The organism is Brevundimonas sp. M1A4_2e, from assembly GCF_053345555.1.
Genome location: NZ_JBKFAI010000001.1, coordinates 782,126 through 807,362 on the forward strand (window position 1 = coordinate 782,126; position 25,237 = coordinate 807,362).

General features: G+C 68.1%; 25 protein-coding genes. 2 read left to right on the forward strand and 23 right to left on the reverse strand.

The window, feature by feature from the left end:
- Positions 1 to 4: 4 nt before the first annotated feature.
- The 11 genes from gspK to ACLBV5_RS03725 form a co-directional block, all read right to left on the reverse strand.
- The gene (gene gspK / locus ACLBV5_RS03675) at positions 5 to 991 is read right to left on the reverse strand and encodes a type II secretion system minor pseudopilin GspK (protein WP_134580356.1); all 987 of its coding nucleotides are present in this window, start codon (positions 989 to 991) and stop codon (positions 5 to 7) included.
- On the reverse strand, positions 988 to 1,575 hold the full coding sequence (gene gspJ, locus ACLBV5_RS03680) for a type II secretion system minor pseudopilin GspJ (protein ID WP_134580355.1): 588 nt from the start codon (positions 1,573 to 1,575) through the stop codon (positions 988 to 990). The genes gspK and gspJ overlap by 4 nt, the downstream gene beginning before the upstream one ends.
- The gene (gspI, locus tag ACLBV5_RS03685; protein ID WP_447604842.1) at positions 1,572 to 1,937 is read right to left on the reverse strand and encodes a type II secretion system minor pseudopilin GspI; all 366 of its coding nucleotides are present in this window, start codon (positions 1,935 to 1,937) and stop codon (positions 1,572 to 1,574) included. Before gspI ends, gspJ begins: the two co-directional genes overlap by 4 nt.
- Entirely contained in the window at positions 1,930 to 2,526 is a 597-nt protein-coding gene (locus ACLBV5_RS03690; protein WP_447604843.1) for a GspH/FimT family pseudopilin, read from the reverse strand. The genes gspI and ACLBV5_RS03690 overlap by 8 nt, the downstream gene beginning before the upstream one ends.
- Entirely contained in the window at positions 2,435 to 2,887 is a 453-nt protein-coding gene (gene gspG, locus ACLBV5_RS03695; protein ID WP_447604844.1) for a type II secretion system major pseudopilin GspG, read from the reverse strand. The genes ACLBV5_RS03690 and gspG overlap by 92 nt, the downstream gene beginning before the upstream one ends.
- An 11-nt stretch (positions 2,888 to 2,898) precedes the next feature.
- Entirely contained in the window at positions 2,899 to 4,113 is a 1,215-nt protein-coding gene (gene gspF / locus ACLBV5_RS03700) for a type II secretion system inner membrane protein GspF (protein WP_447604845.1), read from the reverse strand.
- Positions 4,113 to 5,606, reverse strand: coding sequence for a type II secretion system ATPase GspE (gene gspE, locus ACLBV5_RS03705; RefSeq protein WP_447604846.1), 1,494 nt, complete (start codon positions 5,604 to 5,606; stop codon positions 4,113 to 4,115). Before gspE ends, gspF begins: the two co-directional genes overlap by 1 nt.
- Positions 5,603 to 7,723, reverse strand: coding sequence for a type II secretion system secretin GspD (gspD, locus tag ACLBV5_RS03710; protein ID WP_447604847.1), 2,121 nt, complete (start codon positions 7,721 to 7,723; stop codon positions 5,603 to 5,605). The genes gspE and gspD overlap by 4 nt, the downstream gene beginning before the upstream one ends.
- Entirely contained in the window at positions 7,720 to 8,532 is an 813-nt protein-coding gene (locus ACLBV5_RS03715; protein WP_447604848.1) for a type II secretion system protein N, read from the reverse strand. The genes gspD and ACLBV5_RS03715 overlap by 4 nt, the downstream gene beginning before the upstream one ends.
- A gap of 249 nt (positions 8,533 to 8,781) precedes the next feature.
- Positions 8,782 to 11,487 carry a TonB-dependent receptor domain-containing protein gene (locus tag ACLBV5_RS03720; RefSeq protein ID WP_447604849.1) on the reverse strand — a complete coding sequence of 902 codons (2,706 nt, stop codon included), beginning with the start codon at positions 11,485 to 11,487 and terminating at the stop codon, positions 8,782 to 8,784.
- A gap of 89 nt (positions 11,488 to 11,576) precedes the next feature.
- The gene (locus ACLBV5_RS03725; protein ID WP_447604850.1) at positions 11,577 to 13,082 is read right to left on the reverse strand and encodes a hypothetical protein; all 1,506 of its coding nucleotides are present in this window, start codon (positions 13,080 to 13,082) and stop codon (positions 11,577 to 11,579) included.
- A 300-nt stretch (positions 13,083 to 13,382) separates the two neighbouring features.
- Here ACLBV5_RS03725 and ACLBV5_RS03730 point away from each other — a divergent pair, with 300 nt between their 5' ends.
- The gene (locus ACLBV5_RS03730) at positions 13,383 to 14,810 is read left to right on the forward strand and encodes an amino acid permease (protein ID WP_278070754.1); all 1,428 of its coding nucleotides are present in this window, start codon (positions 13,383 to 13,385) and stop codon (positions 14,808 to 14,810) included.
- 75 nt (positions 14,811 to 14,885) lie between these two features.
- On the opposite strand, the gene ACLBV5_RS03735 is transcribed toward ACLBV5_RS03730, so the two are convergent.
- A complete protein-coding gene (locus tag ACLBV5_RS03735) occupies positions 14,886 to 17,648 on the reverse strand; it encodes a M14 family metallopeptidase (protein ID WP_447604851.1) in 2,763 nt (920 codons plus the stop codon).
- A gap of 11 nt (positions 17,649 to 17,659) precedes the next feature.
- Here ACLBV5_RS03735 and ACLBV5_RS03740 point away from each other — a divergent pair, with 11 nt between their 5' ends.
- A complete protein-coding gene (locus ACLBV5_RS03740; RefSeq protein WP_167349646.1) occupies positions 17,660 to 17,842 on the forward strand; it encodes a hypothetical protein in 183 nt (60 codons plus the stop codon).
- Between the two features lie 9 nt (positions 17,843 to 17,851).
- Here ACLBV5_RS03740 and rplQ read toward each other — a convergent pair whose 3' ends face one another.
- The 11 genes from rplQ to rplR all read right to left on the reverse strand — a co-directional run bounded on the left by rplQ (position 17,852) and on the right by rplR (position 25,236).
- Positions 17,852 to 18,271 (reverse strand): 50S ribosomal protein L17, encoded by a 420-nt coding sequence (gene rplQ / locus ACLBV5_RS03745; protein ID WP_447604852.1) that lies wholly within the window; start codon positions 18,269 to 18,271, stop codon positions 17,852 to 17,854.
- Positions 18,272 to 18,387: 116 nt separating this feature from the next.
- The gene (locus ACLBV5_RS03750; RefSeq protein WP_024353160.1) at positions 18,388 to 19,407 is read right to left on the reverse strand and encodes a DNA-directed RNA polymerase subunit alpha; all 1,020 of its coding nucleotides are present in this window, start codon (positions 19,405 to 19,407) and stop codon (positions 18,388 to 18,390) included.
- Between the two features lie 88 nt (positions 19,408 to 19,495).
- The gene (rpsK, locus tag ACLBV5_RS03755) at positions 19,496 to 19,885 is read right to left on the reverse strand and encodes a 30S ribosomal protein S11 (RefSeq protein WP_003164390.1); all 390 of its coding nucleotides are present in this window, start codon (positions 19,883 to 19,885) and stop codon (positions 19,496 to 19,498) included.
- Between the two features lie 16 nt (positions 19,886 to 19,901).
- Entirely contained in the window at positions 19,902 to 20,270 is a 369-nt protein-coding gene (rpsM, locus tag ACLBV5_RS03760) for a 30S ribosomal protein S13 (protein ID WP_025978145.1), read from the reverse strand.
- 141 nt (positions 20,271 to 20,411) lie between these two features.
- A complete protein-coding gene (locus tag ACLBV5_RS03765; RefSeq protein WP_392353093.1) occupies positions 20,412 to 21,104 on the reverse strand; it encodes an energy transducer TonB in 693 nt (230 codons plus the stop codon).
- Between the two features lie 84 nt (positions 21,105 to 21,188).
- Positions 21,189 to 21,752, reverse strand: coding sequence for an adenylate kinase (locus tag ACLBV5_RS03770; RefSeq protein WP_227157328.1), 564 nt, complete (start codon positions 21,750 to 21,752; stop codon positions 21,189 to 21,191).
- Positions 21,753 to 21,776: 24 nt separating this feature from the next.
- Entirely contained in the window at positions 21,777 to 23,153 is a 1,377-nt protein-coding gene (gene secY, locus ACLBV5_RS03775; RefSeq protein WP_025978147.1) for a preprotein translocase subunit SecY, read from the reverse strand.
- Between the two features lie 159 nt (positions 23,154 to 23,312).
- A complete protein-coding gene (gene rplO / locus ACLBV5_RS03780; protein ID WP_025978148.1) occupies positions 23,313 to 23,906 on the reverse strand; it encodes a 50S ribosomal protein L15 in 594 nt (197 codons plus the stop codon).
- Between the two features lie 162 nt (positions 23,907 to 24,068).
- On the reverse strand, positions 24,069 to 24,263 hold the full coding sequence (gene rpmD / locus ACLBV5_RS03785) for a 50S ribosomal protein L30 (protein ID WP_025978149.1): 195 nt from the start codon (positions 24,261 to 24,263) through the stop codon (positions 24,069 to 24,071).
- 3 nt (positions 24,264 to 24,266) lie between these two features.
- Positions 24,267 to 24,866 (reverse strand): 30S ribosomal protein S5, encoded by a 600-nt coding sequence (gene rpsE / locus ACLBV5_RS03790; RefSeq protein ID WP_024353167.1) that lies wholly within the window; start codon positions 24,864 to 24,866, stop codon positions 24,267 to 24,269.
- A 13-nt stretch (positions 24,867 to 24,879) separates the two neighbouring features.
- On the reverse strand, positions 24,880 to 25,236 hold the full coding sequence (gene rplR, locus ACLBV5_RS03795; RefSeq protein WP_025978150.1) for a 50S ribosomal protein L18: 357 nt from the start codon (positions 25,234 to 25,236) through the stop codon (positions 24,880 to 24,882).
- Position 25,237: the final 1 nt, after the last annotated feature.

Genomic DNA, 25,237 nt, shown 5'->3' on the forward strand with positions numbered 1-25,237 from the left:
GGGCTCATTCTTCTGGCGTCCAGCGGCGGATGACGGTGCGCGCCGCGCCATCGGGCGCGACGTGGATCAGGGCGGTGCGGACGGCGCGGGCGTCGCCGTGCTCGATCTCGACCCTCAGGTCGAAATAGCGGGTGGCCAGGGTGATCTGACCTTTGGCTTCTTCATCGACGACCACGCCTGACAGGGCGGGCTGGGCCCAGAAGGCGTCGGGGCTGGACCAGCCCGCGGCCGGGCGCGCCGCGATCGCCGACTTGGCCGCATTCAGCCCCACCACGCCCCGGCTGATCGCGACCAGAAGCACGGCGTCCTGCGGCTCCAGCGTATTGGGGTTCAAGGGCGACAGCCGCGCCTCGGGCAAGGCGCACAGATGCGGCCTCAGACGCCGATAAAGTTCGTCGTCCACCCCCGTCACGGCGCGCAGTTCGCTAACCTCGGCCAGCATGACCCCGCCGGTGCGATAGGGCGTCGGGCGGCTGGCGTAGGTGGAATCTTCCGCCCCCTGCGGCGACACCTGGGCGTCGCCGTCCATCCAGTCGGTCAAGGCTGCCGCGACCGCCGCCATCCGCCCGCGCGGCACGCCCAGCGCCTCGCCGAGCGCGATGAACTGCGCCGCCCCTTCAGGCCTCGCGATCAGATCCTCGCCCTGGCCCAGCACCAGGCTGTTCAGGTTGAAGCAGGACTGGCCGTCGCGGATCACCGCCCGCCCCTCGCCGTCTTCCAGCGGCAGCGCGAACACGCGGCCGTTCCAGTGCGGCTGAAGCGACGTGCGCGCGGGATCGGCGCGGACCAGATCGGACAGTCGTCGTCGCGCCAGCGCCTCGGCCCCCGCCGCAAAGCCTTGCGCCTGCGCCTGACTCTCGGCGTTGGTCGTGCGGCGCACCGAAAAGCGCACATCGTCCAGCAGCACCACGCACAGCGCCGCCATCACCGCCACCAGCAACAGGACGGTCAGCAGGGCCATGCCCCGGCGATCGCGCGCGCCCCGCTTCATGCGGCGGCGACCAGAAACAGCTGCTCGACCGGGCCGAAGCCGTCGAGCGTCAGCGTCACCCGCACCGCGTCCGGCAGGGGCCGGTCGCTGCTGGCGGAAAAGGCGGGCGCCTCGGAGCCGTTCTGGATGAAGGCGACGCGGGCGTCCTTCACCCCGCGATACAGCACCTGCGGCGGCCCGGCCCGCGCCCCATCCAGATAGGGGGCCACCCGGCGCTCCAGCCGATCCTCGACCAGCCGGTACTCGATCCGTTGCAGGGAGGCGCGCGGCGCTCCGTCCGGGTTGCTCCAGCCGCTGCGGGCCAACACCAGCAAAGGATCGCCCGGCAATTGCGGGCCCATGATCGCCTGAGGCGCCGGACGCCCCGTCTGCCCGCGCACCCGTCGGCCCGTCGCCTGAGCCAGATCGGCGCGCAGCAGCGCCCGCGTGCGTTGCAGCGCCGCCACTCGGTCGGCGTTCGTCTTCACCGCGAACCGCGTCTCGATCGACTGCCCCAGTACCAGCGCGCCCGCCCCCGCCAGCAGGGCGAAGATCAATAGGGCGATCAGGACCTCAACCAGCGTAAATCCGGCGCGCGACTTCATGCGCCCGCCGCCCGGAACAGCACGCGCTCGGCGGCCTGTTCCTCATCGGCAAAGACGCGCACGTCGATGCGGCCGACGCCGGGCATGTCGGTCGCGCTGACCACCCGCACCCAACGCCATTCGCGCCCGCCCAGCGACGCTTGCCCCGACGTGCTGCCGCTGGGCAGGTCGCGCGCGATCATCGCCTCGGCGGCCACATTGTCGGCGACGACGCCGCCCAGCGTCCGCGTCTCGACCCGCGCCGCCGAGCGGGTGCTCTCGCCCGACAGGTTCAGCAACGCCATCGCCGCCAGACCGAACACGGCCAGCGCGACGAGGCATTCGATCAGGGTGAAGCCCGCGCGGGGCGAACCCTCACTCATGGATCGTCACCTCGCCCGCGCCATCGATGGCGACGGTGACGGCCTGGCCCTCGCGCTCCAGCCGCACGCTGGCGGCGTCGGCGCCGCCAGTGGGGTCGAAGACGGCTCGGGCGGGCGCGCCGACGGCGGCCCCCTCGCCCCACGCCTTGGGCGCGAGCACGCCGGTCAAAGGCGTCCAGACGGCGCCGTCGAAGCTCTCGAAACCATAGCCCGCCGCATCGGCGCGCAGAGCCACCGGGCGATTGGTCATCACCGCCTCTTCGCGCGCCAGCGTCAGACGCGCGGCGAACCGCTCCGCCTCGACCGCCAGCGTCGGGCGCGGGTCCGGCATGGACAGCACCACCGCCCCCGCCGCCACGCCGATGATGGCGATCACGACCATTAACTCGACGAGGGTAAACCCTTGTCGTGCGTTACCGCTCGCCGCGCGGCGGCTCGCTGCTTGAGCGCGTTTGGGCGTTTCCACGGCTACCGAACCGGCCGGGCGAGAGAGCGCCTCAGCCCTGCCAGTTGCCGATATCGGCGTCATTTCCCTCGCCCCCTTCCTGGCCGTCGGCGCCGAAGGACCAGATGTCGAACTGGCCGCCATGGGCGCTGCGGCGGCGATACTGGTAGGGGTTGCCCCACGGGTCTTCGGGCAGGCGGCGGACATAGCCGCCCTGGCGATAGCGTTCCGGCCGCGCCAGATCGGCGGGCGGCGCCGCCAGGGCCTTCAGCCCCTGCTGATCCGTGGGGAAGGTCAGGTTGTCGAGGCGATAGGTCTCCACCGCCTGCTCCAGCACCGAGATGTCGGCCCGCGCCTTGCCAACCATGGCCTTGTCCTGACTGGGCAGGACGTTGATCGCCACAACCGTCGCCAGAAGCCCAATGATGACGATCACGACCATCAGTTCGACAAGGGTGAAACCCGGACGTTTCTGACACTTGTCCCGAATATCTTCGCTGCGCATGGAGGGTCTCCTCACCCCAGAGCCAGGGTGTTGATCTGAAGGATGGGGAGCAGGATCGACAGCACGATCACGGCGACGATCCCGCCCATGACCACGATGATCGCCGGCTCCAGCAGGCTGAGCATCACGGCGGTGAAGTTGGAGAATTCGCGCTCCAGATAGTCGGCCGCGCGCTCCAGCATGGGCTCCAGCCGACCGCTGCTTTCGCCGGAGGCGGTCATGTAGACGAGGATGGGCGGAAAGACCTCGGCGCGGCGCATGGCGGCCGACAGGCCTCCTCCCTCGCGCACGGCCTCGGCCATCTGTTCGGTGGCGCGGCGCAGGGCGCGATTGGAGACGGTGCGGGCGGTGATGGTCAGCCCCTCCAGCACCGGCAGGCCCGCCGCGATCATGGTCGACAGGGTGCGGGCCATGCGCGCCCCGTGCAGGTCGCGCGTCAGCCGCCCGACCAGCGGCAGCCGCAGCACCCACGCATCCAGCTTCAGCCGCACCGCCTCGCGCCGCCGCGCGATCAGACCCGCGGCGGCGATGGCCGCCAGCGCCAACAGGATCAGCCAGCCCCAGTCGCGCATCAGGTCTGACAGGCCGATGACCAGCCGCGTCAGCAGCGGCAGGGTCTGGCCCATGCTGTCGAACTGGTCGACCACCTTGGGTACGATATAGGTCATCATGGCGACGATGACGCCCAGCGCCACCACCGCCAGCACGCACGGATAGACCAGGGCCGTCAGCACCTTGCCGCGCACCTGCTCGTCCCGCTCCAGCCCGTCGGCCAGGCGTTCGAGGATGGGTTGCAGCGCGCCCGACTGCTCGCCCGCCGCCGTCATGGCGCGATACAGCGGTGGAAAGGCCGCGCCCTGCTGGCCCATGGCGTCGGACAGGCGCCGCCCCTCGATCACCCCGGCGTGGACGCCTTCCAACACGCGGCGCACGTTGGGGCGGTCCGCCTGCAGCATCAGGTTGCGCAGCGCCTCCTCCAGCGGAGAGACGGAGATCAGTGTCGCCAGCTGCCGCGTCGTCAGCGCCAGCGTCTTGGGCGACAGCCGTCCGGCCTTGCCGACCTTCGACGGAGCGGCGACCGCGCCGGAATGTCCAAGCGACAGCTGCAACGGCGCCAGTTGACGCTTCGCCAGCGCCTTGCGCGCGGCGGTCTCATCGGCGGCGGTGACAGAGCCGCTGACCGTCCTCCCGCTCGCATCGGCGGCGATGTAGTCGAAGGCCGCCATCAGGCCGCGACCTCTTCGGCGGCGGTTTCCTGACGCGCCACGCGCAGGGCCTCCTCGACCGAGGTGACGCCTTCCAGCACCAGCGTCCGCGCCCGGTCGGCCAGCGTCCCGCCGCGCGCGAAGGCGGCGTCGAACACCGCGTCTTCATCCGCGCCCGAGGCGATCAGGCGGCGCACCTTCTCGTCCACCGCTAGCGTCTCATAAAGACCGATGCGCCCGACATAGCCGGTCGAGCCGCAGTCGGCGCAGCCGTGCGGCCGCCAGACGCGCACGCCCTCTTCCGCGCCGATCAGGCGCGCCGTCGCCTTGTCCGCCGTCTCCTCGATGCGGCAGTGCGGGCACAGACGCCGCACCAGCCGCTGCGCCACCACCAGCCGCAGGGTCGAGGCCAGCAGGAAGGGCTCGACCCCCATATCGCGCAGGCGCGTCACCGCCCCGGCCGCGTCGTTTGTGTGGACCGTCGACAGCACCAGGTGGCCGGTCAGGGAGGCCTGCACGGCGATGGACGCCGTCTCCGTGTCGCGGATTTCGCCGACCATGACCACGTCCGGGTCCTGGCGCAGGATGGCGCGCAGACCCGCGGCGAAGGTCATGCCGACCTTGGGGTTCACCTGCGTCTGGCCCACGCCCTCCATGGCGTATTCGACCGGGTCCTCGACCGTCAGGATGTTGCGCGAGCCGTCGTTCAGCAGCGACAGCCCGGCATAGAGGCTGGTCGTCTTGCCCGAGCCAGTCGGCCCGGTGACCAGGATGATGCCGTTCGGCTCGGCCAGCGCATGGCGGAAGGCCTCCAGCGCCGCCGGGTCCATGCCCAGCCGATCCAGCGTCAGCCCGGCCTGATCCTTGTCCAGGATGCGCAGCACTACCCGCTCGCCCGCCCGCGACGGCAGGGTCGAGACGCGCACGTCCAGCGACTTGCCGCCCAGCGTCAGGGGGATGCGCCCGTCCTGGGGCTTGCGCTTCTCGGCGATGTCGAGCCGCGCCATGACCTTGATGCGCGACACCAGCAAGGGCGCCACGCGCGGGTTCAGGCTCAGCGCTTCGCGCAGCACCCCGTCCACCCGCATCCGCACCAGCAGGCGCGTCTCATAGCTTTCCAGATGCACGTCCGAGGCGCCGATGCGGGCGGCCTCGGCGATGACGCCGTTGATCAGGCGGATGACCGGCGCGTCGTCCGTGGCGTCCAGCAGATCCGCCGCCGCCGGTATGTCGTCCACCAGACTGTCCAGCCCTACCGGCAGGGACAGGTCGTCGCCGTCGGCGGCCGTCAGTTGCTCGCCCGCATAGACTTCCGACAGCTTGCGGTCGAAGGCCGCGGCGCTGAACCGCGTCGCCTCCAGCGGACGGCCCAGCGCGCGGCGCGCCTCGACCAGAGCCAGAGGGTCGGCGCCTTCGCGCACCCCGACCGCCATCACCTCGCCCGCCGCCAGCAGCAGGACGCCGTGGATCTTGGCGAAGCCGTAGGGCAGTCGCGGATCGACGACAGTGATCACCGGGCGGCTCCCGAGACGGGCGGCAGCGGCTGCGCCGCGACAGGCGCCACGGGGGCGATGACCAACGGCTCGCCCGCCGCCGGAGCCGCAGGCGGCTGGGCCTGCATATAGTCGCGCAGCAGGGCGTCGAGGCTGGGCTCGCGATCGGGATGAACCCTTTGCTGCTCGCCGCGCATATAGCCCCAGCGGTCCGCCGCCAGCCCCTGTGCGTCCGCCGAGGTGCGCAATATGGTCGGGCGCAGGAAAACCATCAGATTGGTCCGCCCCCGCTCGCGGCTGGTCGAGCGGAACAGGACGCCGACGCCCGGAATGTCGCCCAGCCCCGGCACCTTGCTGACCTCCAGCCGGTCGTTCTGATCCAGCAGGCCGCCCGCCACGGCGATGTCGCCGTCATCGACCACCAGCGTCGTCTCCAGCTCGCGCTTGTCCAGGATCAGGTCATTGGCGCCGCTGGTCAGCAGGCCGTTGATGCTCGACACCTCCTGCCGCAGGGTCAGGGTGATGGAGCCGCCCACATTGATCTGGGGCCGCACCGTCAGGCGCACGCCGATGTCCTTGCGCTCGGTCGTGGTGAAGGGGTTGGAGTTGCCGTCCAGAATGGTCTGGCCGGTGGTGATCGGCACCTCCTGCCCCACCAGGAAGGTCGCCTCTTCGTTATCCAGCGTCATGATCGACGGAGTCTGCAGCAGGTTGGAGCCCGCGTCCGTCTTGGCGGCGTTGATGATGAAGCCGAACAGGCCGTCGCCCCATTTGCCCCCCGCCCCGCCGACGAAGCCGTTGGCGCCCAGCAGGCTGTTGAGGGCCAGGTTCTGCAGCCGCTCGCGCAGGGGATCGTCCTTGTCGAGCTGCCCCGCCGCCGCCCCGCCCGCGATGGGAACCAGCGGCGCCGCGCGGTCGGAATAGTTGGTCAGGCCGACGCCCTGCTCGCCCGCCATCAGCCACTGCACGCCCAGATCGCGCACGGCCTTGTCGCTCAGCTCGACGACGATGGCCTCGATCAGCACCTGCTGCCGGCGCACGTCCAGTTGGCGGATCACCTCGGTCAGGGTGCGCTGCAGGTCCGCCGGGCCGGAGATGACCAGGGCGTTGGCGCCGGGGAAGCGGGCGATGGTGGCGCGCTGGCCGGTGGCGGTCACGGTGGTCGAGCCGATCGGCCCGCTGTCGGCCTCGCCCGTCGTGGTCAGCCCGCCCTGCCCCATCCCGCTGGTCGTCTGGTTCGCCCCGGCGCGGGCGGTGCGCAGGCGCGGCGAAGACGGCGCCGCAGCATCCGCAGGCTGCCCCACGATCTGTTGCAGGACCGGCAGCAGCTGCTCGGCGTCGGCGTGCTCCAGAAAGACGACGTTGACGTCCTGACTGGCCCGCGCCCGCCCGTCCAGATCGGCGATCAGGCCGCGCACCCGCGACAGCGCCTGACCGTCTCCGCGCAGGACCAGGGCGTTGGAGCTTTCAACCGGGGTGATCGTCACCAGGCCGGGACCGCCGGGGCCGCCCGTCACCTGTTGCAGCACGCCCGCGATCTCGCGCGCCGAGGCGTTCTCCAGCGCCACCACCTCATAGGCGGAACGGTCCACGTCGATGCGGCCGACCAGCGCCCGGATGCGCGCAAGGTTGTCGGCGAAATCGGCCACCACCACGCTGTTGGCGCCGGGGTTGGCTAGCACCTGCCCCTGCGCCCCGACCAGCGGCCGGATGGTCTCGGCGGCCGAGGCGGCGTCGATGTGGCGAAGGGTGAAGACTTCGGTCGAGAACCGCTCTGCGCCGACCGTGGCCGGGCCCTGCGCCGCGCGCTGGGCCGGACTGATGCGATAGGCGCCCGACGACGTCGGCGTCACCACCAGGCCGTTGGCCCGCAGCGTCGACAGGAAGACCTCGAACAGCTGGGCGCGGGTCAGGGGGCGCGGGCTGGACACCGTCACCGTGCCCGTCACCGCCGGATCGACGATGAAGGTGCGCCCCGTCGTGCGCGCCACGTCCTGCACGAAGGCGCGGATGTCGGCGTTTTGAACGTTCAGCGTCTGACGCGTCTCCTGCGCCATCACCGGCGCGGCGGCCAGCGGCTGCACCGCCAGGACGGCGGCGAGAACGCCGGTGAGCAGGGAGCGGCTGCGAGCCTTCATGGGCGCGTCCTTACGGTGGTGGAGCGAACTTGGCCGTCGCGCTCGAACTGGATCTGGGCCGAGAGGGCGTCGGCCAGTTGGCCGCGCAGGGCGGCGATGGCCTGCGGGCTGTTCAGGGCTGTGCCGTTGACCGACAGGATGACGTCGCCTGAGCGCAGGCCGGCGTTGCGCAACTCGCCCCCGTCGCCCGAGGCGGAGACCGTCAAGCCGTTGACGCCGAGGCCTTTGATGCGCGGCCGCAGGCCCGCCTGGGCGATCAGGCGCTGGGGATCGACCACCGCGCCCTCGGCCGAAACCGCTTCGGGCGCTGCGACAGCCGGTTGAGCTGTTGTCGCGGGCGTTGCTGCAGCGATGCCGGGCGCCATGTCGGGAAAATCGAGACGGAACGGCGCGCCGCCGCGCGACAGCGTGACGTGATCAGGGGCGACGGAGGTCAGGCTGAGGCCCGGCTCCAGCTCCTCGCCCGCGCCGACCGAAACCTGGCGGCCGTCCGCCAGGCCGATGATGGCCGAGCCGCCGCCCGCACCGTCCGCGCGCACGCCGAAGAGGGTGAGGCCGCCGCCATCCGACGGCGTCGCCTCGGCCCCGCCCCCGCCGTTTCGGAAGAAGGCGTCGAAGCGCGACAGCACGCCCAGCTCGACGTCCGGCAAGGGCCGCGCCTGCGCCACTTCAGGGGTCGGCGCGGCAAACAGCCAGATCAGCCGCCCGCCCTGCACCAGAAGGAGAAGGATCAGCGCCGCCTCGACCACGCGCCGCAGGGGCGGACGGCGAAGGGACAGGCCGTCCTTGCCCAACGAAACGGCGCTCAATTTGCGAAGGCCAGCGAGCAAGGAAGACATCCCCAACGGCCTCTCGCGGCCGCCTCGCCTCCCTAGGCGGATGCTCCGTACCCGGCTCGCTCCGAACCATGACAGCGTCGAGAAGTTGTCACGACACATGAAGCGGGTTCGGATGAAATGATGCGCAACCGTCACCCGCCGCTCCCACCTAGAGAGGCAATAAAAAAGCCGGGAGACCGCTAAGGGCCTCCCGACTCAAATGTCAGGCGCGATCCGCGCCTAGAAACGCGCGGTCAGGCTGACCGAGGCGCTCTGGCCCAGGTCATACTGGTTGATGCGGATCCGGTTGCCCTTCTCCTGATACTCCTCGAACTCCGTGCCGAGCAGGTTGCGCAGCTCCAGGGCGAAGCCCAGGTCGCGGCCCTTCACGGTGAAATCCTTGCGATAGACGAAGTCGAGGAAGGCGCCCGGCTCCTGCAGGTAATCCGGCTCGCGCGCCGTGCCGACGCCTGCGCCGCGTGCGGTGATCCGCTCCGAGACGTAGTTCAGGATGAAGGTCGCCTGCGAGCGGGCCGTGTCGTCTTCCCATCCCAGTTGCAGGTTGGCGACGTGCTCGGACTGGCCTTGCAGACGGCTGCCGTCCTGGATGAAGAAGGCCGCCTGTTCGGGACGACCGCCGCCGCCCAGGGTGATGACGGTGTCGCCCTCGCCCACCGAGACGTCAGAGTCCGACCAGGTGTAGTTGGCCTGCACCAGCCAGCGCTTGTTGGAGATGAAGGACGGCTGGTCGGCGAACTCGAAGTATTTCTTCACCTCGGCCTCGACGCCCATGACCGTCGCTTCCGGCGCGTTCAGGAAGGTCTGCTGACGCTGGTTGCCGACGTCGACGATCACCGCCTCGACCGGCTTGTCCAGCTTCTTGTAGAAGACGCCCGCCGTCACGAACTGCTGGCGGCCGAAATACCATTCCCAGCGCGCGTCCAGGTTCAGGATTTCGGTGTCGGTCAGATACGGGTTACCGATGAAGGCGCGGTCGCTTTCCGGGTCCGTATAGGCCTGGGGCGCCAGCTCGCGGAACTGCGGACGGCCGATGGTCTTGGACGCGCCGAAGCGCAGTTGCTGGTCCTCGGTGAAGTTCCACGTCGCCGTGAACGACGGCAGCCAGTACTGCTCCTCAATCTCCGTCGCCTCATAGGACGTCGTGCCGCCGAACAGGTCGCGCGGGGTCACGCTCTGTTGGCCGTCCTCGAAGCGGACGCCGAAGGTGGTGCGCACGGTCGGCACGAACTCGGCGTCGACCATGGCGTAAACCGCGTTGACCTTCATGTCGGCGTCGTAGGCGTTGGCGCCGTTCGAGCCGGCGATCTCACGCAGCTGCAGGGTCCACGGATTGATGTTGAAGTCCGAGAACAGATAGTCGATGCGCGAGTGCCGCTGACTGTCGGTCAGGCCGTTGACGGCCTCGAACTGCAGGTCGTGGCGCTCGGCCGAGCGGGTGTTGTCCAGGGTCGAAGCGCCGACGCTGATGGTCGCCTCGCGGCCCGCCGCCATCGGCAGCTTGTAGGCCAGGTCCACGCCGCCGGACCAGACTTCGTCGTCCAGTTCGCTGAACGAAATCTGATTGCCTTGAACGTTGTGGATGAAGCGGTCCTGGGCGTCCACGCCGTACTGGAAGCGCGATTCATAAGGGGCGTCGCGCGACGTTGTGGCGTAGGCCGCGCGCCAGTCCAGCTTCCACGCGCCGTCGGCGCCGAAGTAGTGCTCGCCGGCCAGCTGGCTGGTGAACAGCTGGCGCACGAACCACTCGGTGTAATCGTTGCGGATCACGCTGCCGCCGGCGTCAAAGTCCGGCCCGGCCGAGGTGCGCGCGCGCTTGGTCGTGGTGCGAACGTAGAGGTTGGTCCACTTCACCTCGTGATCGTCGGTCGTCAGCGACAGACCGCCCAGCAGGTTCAGGCGCACGTCGTTCTGGTTCGACTCGACGTCGAAGGTCGACACCGGCACCAGGTCATCGCCCTGGAACTGGCCCTCTTCCTGGATCGCCTGACGGGTGCGCCAGGAGTTGTCGTAGCCGGCGACGGCGATGACGCCCAGGTCGCCGATCTCGGTCGGCGTGCGGAAGCCGCCCGCCAGTTCCAGGCTGCCGTCGACGGGCGTCTGCTGACGCTGCATCAGGCGCAGCGGCGCATTGACCAGCGAGCGGCCCATCGCCTGCACTTCAGAGGCCGAGAAGTTGGCCAGGTTGATCTGCTTGCCCGTGCGGAAAGCCATGTCGATGGCGCCGGGGACCTTGCGGGTGTCGTCGTCGAAGCCGGTCCAATCGGAATCCGAGCCGTAGTAGACGAGATTGTCGCGCGCGGTGGTCTCAGTGTTGCCGCCGACGCCGACCTTGAAGGTCAGGAAGGGCTCGGCCGGGGCGTCCACGGTGCGCAGGTCGATGACCCCGCCGCCGAACTCGCCGGGATAGTTGGGGGAATAGGACTTCTGAACCGTCACGCCCGCCAGGATGCTGGAGGGGAACAGGTCCAGCGGCACAACGCGCTGCAGCGGCTCGGGGCTGGGCAGCGGCGAACCGTTCAGCAGGGCCGAGGAATAGCGCTCGCCCAGCCCGCGCACATAGACGAAGCGGCCATCGACGATCGACAGGCCGGTCACGCGGGTCAGGGCGGCGGCGGCGGTGGAATCGCCGGTGCGCTGCAGGTCCTCGGAGGTCAGGAAAGCAGCCACTTCGGCGCTTTGACGGTTCTCCTGCGGGATGTTGCGGCCCAGGACGACGATGTCGCCCAACTGGGTGGCAGGGGTTTGCGACACCTGATCCGGGCTCTCCGGATCGGCGGGCAGTTCAGCGCTCAACGCCACGGCGGCGGCGGGGGCGGCCGTCTGTGCGACAGCCTGGGCGAGCGCGAGGCTGGGCGCGCCGAATACGGCGACGAGGGCGCTGCTGGCCAGCAGCACCCCGTTACGGGTCAGGGTCTTGTTCTTCATGTTCGGCTGCCTTGCGAAGGTCGAGATATGCTGGACGCTCAATGGGTCGGCGGCGGCCCTTTCGGACCGCCGCCTCGCCAGAGGGTTCATCAGCACTTCAGATTGGCCGTCAGGCCGCAGGTCCAGCCCTGCCACCAGGTGTCCGAGGCGTTCTTCACGGCGCCGATGTAGTCGGTGTCCGTGAAGGCGGCGTGGACGCTCGAGGCCTTGACCGGGGTCACGGCGGTCTCGTTGGCGCCGTTGATGAAGGTCAGGGTCTGGTTGGTGATGGTGACGCCCGAGGTCGGGGCGGCCAGGGTCGAGGTTCCCTTGACCGTGTTGTTCGAACCGGCCGTGAAGACCGGCCCCGAACGGGCGGCGCCGCTGGCGCGGTAGGAGACGCCGCAGGACATGAAGACCGAGTTGAACACCGGGTTCACGCTGGCGGTGTCGGCGTCGGCGATGTCCAGGCACCCGGCCAGCGAGCCTGAGACGCTGGTGAAGACCGAGTTGACCACGGTCGCCTTCGTGCCCGTGTCGAAGTGGGCCACCGTGTGGGCGTCGGTCGGCGAGTTGCGGCCCACCAGCGTCCAGTTGGCGATCTTCGGCTGCGAGTTGTAGCGCTGGGCCAGCGGCGTCGAGGCCGGGGCGGCCGAGAACTCGAACCCGGCCGAGCGGCTGGTCGCGTTCGGAGCGCGCTGGGTCACGATGCCGAACTGGGCGCCGCCGCGCCAGCCGGTGTCGGTGTCGAAGGCGTCGTCATCCGCGCCGTTGATGACAATGCGCTTCAGGTTGACGTTGCCGCCGAAGATTTCGATGCCGTCGTCCGACGAGTTGTAGGACTGGACGTATTCGATGGTGGTGCCCGCGCCGACGCCGGCCAGGGTCAGGGCTTGCAGTTCGTTGCCGGTCGAGATTTCAAAGCCCGAATAGCGGATCTGGACGTAACGCAGACGGCCCGAGTTGTCGTTGGCGTTGCCGCCGCCGTAGAAGGCGTTGGTGCCCTCGACCTGGCCGGTGCAGGTGACCGGGGCGGTCAGCTGGCAGTTGGCCTGGGGCGCGCGGCCGGCGATGACGATGCCGCCCCACTGACCTTGCGAGGTCTCGGTCGTCGTGCCTTCGACGTTCTGACGGCTGGTGAAGATGATCGGCTGGGAAGCCGTGCCTTCGGCGTAGATCTGCGAGCCGCGGTTCACCAGCAGATAGTCGCCGCCGCCCGATGCGAAGATGGTCACGCCCGGCTCAACCGTCAGAATGCCTTGTGTGCCGGCGTTGGCGGAGGCGTCGACGCCGCCGTCGGTGCCCACGGCCGTGCGGCCCGAGATCGAGTAGATGGTGCCGGCGCGCAGCGGCACGGTCAGCGAGCCGTTGATCTGCTGGGGCAGCTGGCAGTTGCGAAGGGTGCCGTTGGCGATGGTGCCGACGTTGGCGAAGCCGGTCGGGCAATCCGCCGCCGCCTGGCCCGTGCCCGGCGTGCCCGGCCCGCCGGGGTTGCCGCCGCCGCCATTGCCGAAATCGCCTTCGCCGGGCGAGGCTACCTCGGCGGAGCCGCCGCAGGCCGCCAGGGCCAGGGTGCTGGCCGCCGCCACGAGCAGGGTCTTGAAGCTGCTGTTCATCATCGTTCCACCGATTGGGTCAAATAGCTGCGGCGGGAGACGGTCTTTGCCGACGATGACGTCGACGCCCCTCCTGCCTGGCGGCGAGGGATAGCGAAAAGCGGGGCGGAAGCTTGCGCGAGGCGGTGACGGATCAGCCTCGGTTTCGTGCCGTTTCAACTGAGAAACCGTGACGAAAATTCCGATATCGGAACAGAAATCAGAGCCGCCTGTCGGCCGATAGGCCCATGGCCCTTGTATTGCCCGGCCATCCGCCGCAAACCGGCGAGCTTTATGACCTCCCCCAGACAGGAGCCACCGATGGGCGGCCCAGACGCGCAACCGCGCCCCACCTCAAGCCTTGGCGCAGAGCCCGGCGCCACGAGCCTGGCGCGCAACCTCAGCTGGCCGCATCTGGTGGCGATGGGCGTGGGCGCCATCGTCGGCACCGGCATCCTGACCCTGATCGGCATCGGCGCGGACAAGGCGGGCCCCGCCGTCCTGCTGTCGTTCCTGATCGCCGGCTTCGTCTGCGCCTGCGCCGCCATGTGCTACGCCGAGATGGCCAGCACGGTGACGGCTTCGGGCAGCGCCTATACCTATTCGCGGGTGGTGCTGGGCCAGATGGCGGGGTGGGTCATCGGCTGGAGCCTGATCCTGGAATACAGCCTGGTGGTCAGCGCCGTGGCCGTCAGTTGGTCGGGCTATGCGGCGCCCCTGCTGCGTGACTGGCTGGGCCTGCCCATAGCTCTGATGCAGGGGCCGCACGCGGGCGGAATCGCCAACATCCCCGCCCTGTTCATCATCATCGCCGTCGGCGCCCTTTTGCTGACGGGCGCCAAGAAAAGCGCCACGCTCAACCTGATCCTGGTGGCGGTGAAGCTGTCGGCCCTGGCCCTGTTCGTCTGGTTCGCCCTGCCCCACTTCAACGCCGCCAACCTGGAGCCCTTCAGCCCCTATGGCTTCGCCCGTCACATGGGCCCGGACGGCGTCGAGCGCGGCGTGATGGCGGCCGCGGCCATCATCTTCTCGGCCTTCTACGGCTTCGACGCCATCGCCACGGCGGCCGAGGAGACGCGCAATCCCAAGCGCGACCTGGCCATCGGCATCGTCGGCTCTATGCTGGTCTGCGCGGCGATCTACACCATCATCGCCACGGTCGCCCTCGGCGCGACGCCCTTCACCCGCTTCGCCAACAGCCCCGAGCCGCTGGCCCTGATCCTGCGCGAGATCAGCCAGCCCGGCGCCGCTCATTTCCTGGCGGTCACGGCGGTCCTGACCCTGCCCACGGTGATCTTAGCCTTCTTCTACGGCCAGAGCCGCATCTTCTTCGTCATGGCGCGCGACGGCCTGCTGCCGCGCGGTCTCGCCCGCGTGTCCAAGGGCGGCGCCCCGGTGCGCATCACCGTGTTCACCGCCTGCGTGGTGGGGACCATCGCCCTGTTCTTCCCGCTGGACGAAATCGTCGCCCTGGCCAACGCCGGCACTCTTGTGGCGTTCAGCGCCGTGGCCCTGTGCATGTTGATCCTGCGTCGTCGCGCGCCGGACATGGCGCGCGGCTTCCGCACGCCGCTGGGCTGGATCGTCGGCCCCATCGCCATCGCCGGCTGCCTGTATCTGTTGGCCAGCCTGCCGCAGAATACGCAGATCTGGTTCGTGATCTGGAACGTAGTCGGCCTGGGCGTCTACTTCATCTACGGTCGCAAGCGGGTAGCGAAAGCAGCGCAAGGCGACGACACGGAAAGCTGAACCGACAGCTTGCAACGAACAAAAAGGCCGCCCGAGCGAATCGGGCGGCCTTTTCATTTGCATCTGTGCGCAAGCTTAGTCGTCAGCGCCCGTCACGGCCGGTCCGTAAAACAGAGCGTTGAACAGCAGGCGCGAGGAAGCTCGAGCCTGCGCTCGGTTCACCACGTCGGGACCCAGAACGATCACGCGGCCTTCGCCGTGCTCCAGGTCCAGCACCGCATCGGCGCCCGACAGTTTGTCCGCCCCGATCGCCCAGCCGCTGGAGACCTCGACCTGTTGCGGATAGCGCACCATCGACGCCCCTTCGCCCGCAGGACGGAAGCCCGCATTTCGGTTGAAGAAGACGTTCATCCGCGACGGCGCCCCAAAGGTGAGCGGACGGCTGTTGTCGACCTCGGTCTGCATCACCGCGCCGGGAATGAAGAAGTCGGTCGACGCCACGGGCTTGCCGTCTGGTCCCGTCAGCACGTCCTGCACCGGCGCCCCCATGGCGGCGGCCAGTCGGTGGGCCGAGCCGATTGTGACGACGCTGCCGCCCGCCCGCGCGAAGGCGTCGATCTGGGGAACCGTCTTCTCGGCCGTGATGTGGCCCAGCCAGCCGCGATACTCTGCGGGAATGCTGTCCGGCTCCGGCTGTTCGCGCTGGGCGGCGGCGGAGAGGTCGGCCGGGATCATGTCCGAGGCGAAGACCAGAACATCGAAGTCCTTGTTCAGGTCGCCTGCATCGAGGCGCTGGGGATAGATGACCTCGAACGGATATTCGAACTGCTCCAGCATCCACTGGGTCCAGCCCGAGGCCATCGAGCCGCCGTAGCGGTCGACCAAGCCCACGCGCACCGGCTTCAGTGCGATGCGCTCTCCGCCCGGCGCGCGGGCGACGGCGTGGGCGTTCAGGCCGAGGTCGCGCACCGCCGCCTCGACGATCGGGCGAGCTTTGTCATCGGCCGGAATCCAGAGAGCGCCGGGCGCGAGGGTCTGGCGACCCGCGCGGGTCTCGCCTTCCTGCCAGAAAACCGGCACGCCCGCCGCCAGAAGGCGGTTGGTCAGGACGTAGCCGTTGATCGGCGCATGATCGATCAACCAGCCTGCGCGGCCATTGCCCTCGATCTTGCCCGGCGGCGGGGCCATGACGTCGGCGACGCGCTCGGTCGGCGCCTCGAAGCCGTCCAGGATGCGGTCGAACTGCACGCCCATCTGCATCGCCAGGGTGTAGCCGGTCGCGTCGTAGGGAAGTTTGGGCGGGCCGCCCGGATACTGCAGGTCGTGCGGGTGGTCCTGCGGCTCGAACATGTCCAGCACGTGCGGGCGGTAGGCCTGGGCCGTCTTCACCACATAGGACCCGGCCGGATAGGTCTTAGCCCCGATGGTGAAGGCGCGCGTCGCCCGTTCCACGTCCACGCCGGTCTTGATCAGGCTGTTCAGGAAGGCGACGGCCGTGGGCAGGTCGGCCTGGTCCGCCGGGATGACATAGCCGCGCGGATCGCGCCGGGCCGGGTCGCGCAACACGCTCTCATACAGCGCCGGATCGACCCGGCGAGCGTTCTCGCCGGCCGCTGCGTTCAGGGCGTCGATCGCCGAGGGCGTGACCCGCCAGGTGTCGGTGTTGCCCTTGTCGATGGCGTTCTGGCCCATGCGCCAGATGTTGAACAGCACCCTGTCCTTATTGCGCGAGGCGTAGTTCAGCACCGCCCGGTTGATCGACTGCGAGTATTCAATCGACTGAGCGAAACGCCAGGTCTGGGGCGCGACCGGCAGGGGCAGGTCGTTGCGCGGAAGCTGGTTGTCCGGGATCAGGCTGATCTGACTGGGCGTCGGATGGCCGGTGATCTCGGTCAGCAGGCCCACGGCGTTGTGGAAATAGGTGACGGAGCGCTCCATCCCGTTGTTCCACGTCGAATAGTTCGCCCCGCTGCGCATGGTCGAGCCGGGCTTGCCCTCCTCGATCAGGCGGCTGTGCATGGCGGCCCCGACCTCGGACAGGGTGCTCATGACCAGCGGGTCGTAGTTGTAGTTGAACGGGTCCCGGAACGGCGGCATGAACACCACGGTCCCCGCTGGCGCCGTCTGGTGATGGTTATAGATGATCTGCGGGAACCACTCGCGGAAGAACTGCCGATTGACATTGGTCGTCTCGGTCATCGCGGACAAATAGTAGTCGCGGTTGTTATCGTGACCGACGTACTTCTGATACAGGCGAGGAATAGAAGCGTACTCGCGCTTCAGCGGGTCCTCGTTGCGCATATACCAGGTCGAGACCAGCTCCCATCCGTCCGGGTTCAGCGGCGCGAACAGGATGACCACGTCGTCCAGGATGCGCCTGGCCTCGGCGTCCTCGGCGGTCAGCCATTCATAGAGGGCGGCGATCAGGGCCTGGGGCGGCACGGTTTCTGTGGAGTGCAGACCGCCGTCGATCCAGACCACGGCCTTGCCCTCGGCGGCCAGGGCGCGAGCCTCGGCTTCGCTGACGCCCTCGGCCTTGGCCAGCCGGCGCGCGATCTCCTGATAGCGGTCGATGTTCGCCAGGTTCTGCGGCGAGGAAACGACCGACAGATATTGCGTCCGCCCCTCGGACGATTTGCCGATCTCCAGCAGCTTCATCCGGTCCGACTGCCCGGCCAGTGTCTGCAGATAGCGTTCGAACTGGCTGTAGGTGATCAGGCGATAGTCGGCGCCGACCTCGTGGCCAAAGGCCTCCAGCGGCGTGGTCAGGCCCCGCGCGGGCGCCGCCTGCGAGACGACCCCCGTCGGCGCGGAAGCGGCGTCGAGCGCCAGGGCGCTGACGGATGACAGGGCCAGAATGGCCAGGCTGGCCGCGAGCACGGCGGGCGGACGGGTCATGGAATCTCCTGATGCGTTCACTCTCAGCCTTCTGCGAGGCTTGGCGACAGCTTGGCGTCTTCGCGACCCGGACGCAATTTACCCTCAGCCTGAAAAAGGCGGCGACGGCGATTACCCACAGCCGAGCCACGGCGGAGGCAAAAAGAAAGGGCGACCGGATTGCTCCGGCCGCCCTTTCGGCATTTCAGCAGTGAAGTCTGAAATCAGGCCTCGTCGTCGCCCTCGACGGCGAAGACCGGACCGGAGTCCAGGCCCTTGGCCGCGACGTCGCGATCGACGAACTCGATCACCGCCATGGCGGCGTTGTCGCCGTGACGGAAGCCCGCCTTCATGATGCGGATGTAGCCGCCGTTACGCTCGGCGTAACGAGGAGCCAGGGTCTCGAACAGCTTGCCGACTTGCGGCACGTCGCGAACGGCGCTGATGGCCTGACGACGAGCGTGCAGGTCGCCCTTCTTGGCCAGGGTGACCAGCTTCTCGACGAAGGGACGCAGTTCCTTCGCCTTGGGCAGAGTCGTCGTGATCTGCTCGTGCTTGATCAACGAGGCGGCCATGTTGGCGAACATGGCCTGGCGGTGGCTGGCCGTGCGGCCGAGCTTGCGATAGGCGGCGCCGTGGCGCATCGGGGTCTCTCCTACTCGACCCTGGTTTCTCGTCCCTACTTTTCGGACGAGACCTGGGGCCTCTCATTCTAACCGCCCCAACCGATCCACGCGGGACCTGGGCGGAGGGTTAATGATCAGATCTGGTCGTCGAACTTCTTGGCCAGATCTTCGATGTTTTCCGGCGGCCAATTCGGCACATCCATGCCGAGGCTCAGGCTCATGGACGCCAGAACTTCCTTGATCTCGTTCAGCGACTTGCGGCCGAAGTTCGGGGTGCGAAGCATTTCGCCCTCGGTCTTCTGGATCAGGTCGCCGATGTAGACGATGTTGTCGTTCTTCAGGCAGTTGGCCGAACGGACCGACAGCTCCAGCTCGTCCACCTTCTTCAGCAGGGCCGGGTTGAAGGGCAGCTCGGGCTTGCCGTCCGACTGCTCGACAGCCTTGGTCGGCTCATCGAAGGTGATGAAGATCTGCAGCTGGTCTTGCAGGATGCGCGCGGCGTAGGCCACGGCGTCAACCGGCGAGACGGCGCCGTTGGTTTCAACTTCCAAGATCAGCTTGTCGTAGTCCAGCGACTGGCCCTGACGGGTCGGCTCGACGCGATAGGCTACGCGCTTCACCGGCGAATACAGGGCGTCGACGGCGATCAGGCCGATCGGAGCGTCTTCCGGGCGGTTCAGTTCGGCGGCGACGTAGCCCTTGCCGTTCTGGACCGTCAGTTCCATGCGGACCGAGGCGCCGTCATCCAGGGTGCAGATCACGTGATCCGGGTTCAGCACCTCGATGTCGGCCGGCAGCTCGATCTGAGCCGCGGTCACCGGGCCGGGGCCCGTGGCGCGCAGCGTCATCCGCTTCGGACCCTCAGCGTGCATGCGCAGGGCCAGTTGCTTGATGTTCAGAACGATGTCGACGACATCCTCGCGAACGCCTTCCAGCGACGAGAACTCGTGAACAACGCCGTCGATCTGAATGGCCGTGACCGCCGCGCCTTGAAGCGAAGACAGCAGAACGCGACGAAGCGCGTTGCCGAGCGTCACACCGAAACCGCGCTCGAGAGGTTCGGCGATCAGACGCGCCTTGTGCTGCGGGTCAGACCCGCCCTCGACTTGCGGTTTCTCGGGACGGATCAGCTCTTGCCAGTTTCTTTCGATCATAAAGTCCCTCGAACGGGTTTCGACGGCTCCGTGTCCTCACGTTCAGAACAACAGGAGCCGCCGGGAGAAGGGGTAGGCGGCGTGAACCTTAGACGCGACGGCGCTTCGGCGGACGGCAGCCGTTGTGCGGCATCGGCGTCACGTCGCGGATCGTCGTGATCGTCATGCCGACGGCCTGCAGGGCGCGCAGGGCCGACTCACGGCCTGAACCCGGACCCGAGACGTTCACTTCCAGCGTCTTGACGCCGTGCTCGGCGGCCTTCTTGCCGGCGTCTTCCGCAGCCATCTGAGCGGCGTACGGCGTCGACTTGCGCGAGCCCTTGAAGCCCATGTGGCCAGCCGACGACCAGGAAATCGCGTTCCCTTGAGCGTCGGTGATGGTCACCATGGTGTTGTTGAACGAAGCGTTCACGTGGGCGACGCCCGAGGTGATGTTCTTGCGTTCGCGGCGCTTAACGCGACCCGGTTCCTTAGCCATCCGTCAGGCCTCTCTCTTACTTCTTCTTGCCGGCGATCGGCTTGGCCGGACCCTTGCGGGTGCGAGCGTTGGTGTGAGTGCGCTGGCCGCGGACCGGCAGGCCCTTGCGGTGACGCAGGCCGCGGTAGCAGGCCAGATCCATCAGACGCTTGATGTTCATCGACGTCTCGCGGCGCAGGTCGCCTTCGACGGTGAAGTCGCGATCGATGGTTTCGCGGATCTGCAGGATCTCCGCGTCGGTCAGCTGGTTCACGCGGCGAGCCGGCTCGATGCCGATCTTGGCCGTGATCTCCTTGGCGTTGTGCGCGCCAATGCCGTGGATGTACTGAAGCGCGATTTCAACGCGCTTGTTGGTCGGAATGTTGACGCCTGCGATACGGGCCACGAAATTCTCCAAGTACGCGTTAATCAGACGCAGAAACCGCTCCGGTCAACAGACCAGGAGCGTGTACGCCCTTCGCGGAAGGCCGCCCTTATACAGGGGATTCCCGATGCGTCAACGGGCAAGCGCCGTGAGCAGGATGGTTCAGGGCCATTCGACCCCCACCCGGACCTCTCGACCATCAATCGGCGCTCCGTTCTGCGTCGGAGGACGAAAGCGGAAATATCGGGAGGCCGCAAGGGCCGCCTGGCCGAATCCCATTCCCGGGGGCGTTTCGTCCACCAGGCGGCAGTCGCTCAAAGTGGTGTCCAGACGAACCCGGCAGGCCAGCGTCGCCCGCCCTCCCCGGCGCTGGCGGAAGGCGTCGCGCGGGTGCAGGCCCCGCAGTTCGCCAACCGTCGGGCCGCGAATGATGCGCGGCGGGCCCTCACCCTCGCCTGGGCCGACGCCGGACCCGCTGCCGCCGCCGCTGCCCGTCCCCTGCCCGCCCTGACCTTGACCCGGTGTCGGGCCGGGCTCGGGCGCCGCGCCGACGACCAGCGGCTGTTCGGGAGCGGGACGCGGGGGCGCGACGACTTCGGGCGGAGGCGGCGCCGGACGCGGTCGCGCGGGACGCACGCTTGAGGCGGCGGCGGGCGCTCCGCCCCCTTGCGTCACGGCCGGCTCTGCAGGCGGAGGCGGAGGCGGCTCAGGGCGCTCAAAGGGAAGCAGATCGACAATGATCAGCGGCGGCGGCGCGTCCAAGGTCGTCTCGGGCCGCCCTACGCCCAAAAGCACAAAGGCGCCGAGGTGCAGCAGAGCCACCAGCCCCGCCGCGCCCCAGCGCCATTGTTTCATTCGTTCCGGTCGCAACCGTCTCTCCCGCACAGGCTTCCGAACGCTAACGCTTCAGAAGTCGAGGAGATCAGATCGCGCGCCCGATCAGGCGTCCAGCGCCGCGTCGATGGCGGCGGCCACGGCGGCGATGTCGCCCATGCCGTCCACCTCGGTCAGCTTGCCCTGGCCTTCATAGTAGGGAAGCAGCGGCGCGGTCTGACGGTTGTAGACGGCCAGCCGGTCCTTGAAGGTCTCGGGATTGTCGTCGGCCCGGCCCTGTTCGGCGAACCGCTTGCCGATCCGGTCGGTCAGGGCGGCGTCGTCCACCTTCAAGCGGATGACGCTGTCGATCTGGGCGCCGCGCTTGGCCAGCATGGCGTCCAGGGCCTCGGCCTGAGCCACCGTGCGGGGGAAGCCGTCGAAGATGGCCCCGCCGGCGGCCTCAGCCTCCGGCAGACGGGCTTCGATCAGAGCGATGACGATCTCGTCGGTGACGAGGTCGCCGCGCGCCAGCACGTCCTTAACCTTCAGCCCCAGTTCGGAGCCGGAAGCGATCGCCGCACGCAGCATGTCGCCGGTCGAGAGCTGGACCATGCCCCGCCCCTCGACCAGCCGCTTGGCCTGGGTGCCCTTGCCGGCCGCAGGCGGCCCGAACAGGATCAGGTTCATTATGTCTTCGGGCCCCCTACCCGATCAGCGACGGGCAGGAGCGGAACCGCCCCGACCACGACCGCGCAACTTGGCCTTCTTGATCAGGCCCTCATACTGGTGAGCCAGCAGGTGCGACTGGATCTGGGCGACAGTGTCCATCGTCACCGAGACCACGATCAAGATAGACGTTCCGCCAAAATACACGGCGTTGCCCAGGCTGCTGATCATGAACTCCGGCAGCAGGCAGACGGCGGTGATATAGCCGGCGCCGATCACCGTCAGGCGGGTCAGCACATAGTCCAGATACTCAGCCGTGCGCTTGCCCGGACGGATCCCCGGCAGGAAGCCGCCGTACTTGCGCAGGTTCTCGGCCGTGTCCTCGGGGTTGAACGTGATCGAGGTGTAGAAGAAGCAGAAGAAGATGATCAGGGCGGCGTACAGCACCATGAAGACGGGCTTGCCGTGCGTCAGCTGCGCTGTCACCAGGGGCAGCCAGCTCATCCACTCAGGCAGGTTCGCGTTCGCCGTGAACTGAGCCACCGTCGTCGGCAGCATCAGCAGCGACGAGGCGAAGATGGCCGGGATCACGCCTGCGGTGTTGACCTTCAACGGCAGGAAGCTGCGCTCGCCGCCGGTCATGCGGTTGCCTTCCTGGCGCTTCGGATACTGGATCAGAAGGCGGCGCTGGGCGCGTTCCATGAAGACGATGAAGACGATGACCGCCACCGCCATGATGGCGATGAAGAACAGGGTGAAAGCCGACATCTGGCCCTGCTGGGCCAGGCCCAGCATCCGCGCCACCGTCGACGGCAGAACCGCCACGATGCCCGCGAAGATGATCAGGGAGATGCCGTTGCCGACGCCGCGCGCCGTCACCTGCTCGCCCAGCCACATCAGGAACATGGTGCCGCCGGTCAGGACCGTGACCGTCGAAATGATGAAGAACAGGCCGGGCTGGTCGATCAGGCCGGGCTGGGCGTTGAGGCCCACCGCGATGCCGAAAGACTGGGCCAGGGCCAGGAACACCGTCAGATAGCGGGTGTACTGGTTCAGTTGCTTGCGGCCCGACTCGCCGCCTTCCTTCTTCAGCTTCTCCCACGGCGGATACACCGCGCCCATCAGCTGGACGATGATCGACGCCGAGATGTAGGGCATCACGTTCAGCGCGAACACGGCCATGCGCTCGACGGCGCCGCCCGAGAACATGTTGAACATGTCCAGGATGCCGCGCTGGCCATCCGGATTCTGGAAGAAGGCCAGGAAGGCCTCGCCATTGATCCCAGGGATCGGAACATAGGTGCCGATCCGATAGACCAGCAGCGCGCCCAGCGTGAACAGCAGGCGCTTGTGCAGCTCGGTCGCTTTCGCGAACGAGCCGATGTTCATATTGGCAGCAAGTTGTTCAGCGGCCGAAGCCATCAGGCGCTCCCCACACGGTCACCATAGTCATGCCCGTGCTCAGATAGGCGGAAAGCGGCGCTCTTGCGAGGGCCGCTTTCGGAAAATCGTCATCCCTGTCCGGACGTTCCCGGCGGAGGCGCAGCGAGCCGCGCCCCCGACGGATGACGATATCGGATTTTAGGCCTTGGCCGCGGCGCGCTTGGCGCGAGCCGAGACCTTGTTGGCGTCGCCCAGCGGAGCCTTCGGCGCCGGGGCCTTGCCGCGAGCGGCGTTGCGCTTCTCGAGACGGGCGGCGGCCTTGGCTTCAGCCTCGATGCGCTCTTGCTTGACCGAACCGCCGGCGGCTTCCACCGCCTTGATCGCGCCGGCCGAGGCCGACCAGACCACCAGGTTCAGCTTGGCCTTCAGTTCGCCTTCGCCCAGGACGCGCACGCCGTCCTTGACGCGACGGATCACGCCGGCGGCGACCAGGGCCGCGCCGTTGATCTCGGCCTTGGCGTCCAGCTTGCCGCCGTCGATGGCTTCTTGCAGGCGCCACAGGTTGACTTCAGCCAGCTTGGGGGCGTTCGGCACGTTGAAGCCGCGCTTGGGCATACGCATGTACAGCGGCATCTGGCCGCCTTCGAAGCCGACCTTGCCGCCGCCCGAACGCGAGTTCTGACCCTTGACGCCGCGACCGGCGGTCTTGCCCTTGCCCGAGCCCGGGCCACGGCCGACGCGCATGCGCTTCTTGGTTGCGCCCTCGTTGTCGCGGATTTCGTTCAGTTTCATTGCCTGATCCTTTCGGGTTCTAGCGCCAGGTCCGCCAGGCGGTCCTGACTCGGCGTTGGATAAATTGAAGGGCCGCTGATTAAGCGACCCGCGTCTGCATCGCAAGATGCTTCTTCATAAAGCGAAACGCCCTCCCCCGCGAACGGGAGAGGGCGAAGCGTCTTATTTCTCGACCACTTCCACCATGTGGGCGACCTTGGCGATCATCCCACGGACGGAGGGGGTGTCTTCCAGGGTCGACTCACGGCCGATCTGGTTGAGACCCAGGCCCACCAGGGTGGCGCGCTGATCGCCCTTGCGGCGGATCGGGCTGCCGACCTGACGGACGGTCACAGTCTTGTTCTCGGTCTTGGCCATCTATCAGCCCTCCACGGCTTCCGGCGCCGAAGCGCCGTCATTGCGGCGGCCCATCAGGTCGGACACCTTCTTGCCCCGCTTGGAGGCGATCTGGCGCGGCGACGACTGGACCTTCAGAGCTTCGAAGGTGGCGCGGATCATGTTGTACGGGTTCGACGAGCCGGTCGACTTGCCCACGACGTCCTGGACGCCGAGGGTTTCGAGGACTGCACGCATCGGACCGCCCGCGATGACGCCGGTGCCCGGAGGCGCCGCACGCATCATGATCTTGCCGGCGCCCCAACGGCCGTTGCCGTCGTGGTGCAGGGTGCGGTTCTCGCGCAGCGGAACCTTGATCATGGTCTTCTTGGCTTCTTCGGTCGCCTTGCGGATGGCTTCCGGCACTTCGCGCGCCTTGCCATGACCGAAGCCGACGCGGCCTTTGCCGTCGCCGACGACCATCAGGGCCGCGAACGAGAACCGGCGGCCGCCTTTGACGGTCGCGGCCACGCGGTTGATGTGCACCAGCTTCTCGACGATATCCGAATCCGGACCATCAACGGGAGCGTTGCGGTTGTCGCGACGGTTGCGGTCGCCGCCGCCGCGTTGGGGTTCACGAGCCATGCTTGCCGTTCCCTTAGAAGTTCAGGCCGGCTTCGCGCGCGGCTTCCGCCAACGCCTTGACCCGGCCGTGATAGATGTAGCCGCCACGGTCGAAGACGACGTCGGTGACGCCCTTCTCGATGGCGCGCTCGGCGATCAGCTTGCCGATCATGGCAGCGGCTGCGACGTCCGAACCCTTGGACCCCTTGCCGCCTTCCAGCGACGAGGCGGCAGCCACCGTGACGCCCTGGGCGTCGTCGATGATCTGGGCCGAGATGTTCTTGTCCGAACGGTGAACCGACAGGCGCAGGCGACCGTTGGCGACAGCCTTCAGGCGACGGCGAGTGCGCTCGGCGCGGCGCTTGGCTTGTTGTTGAAGAGAGAGAGCCATG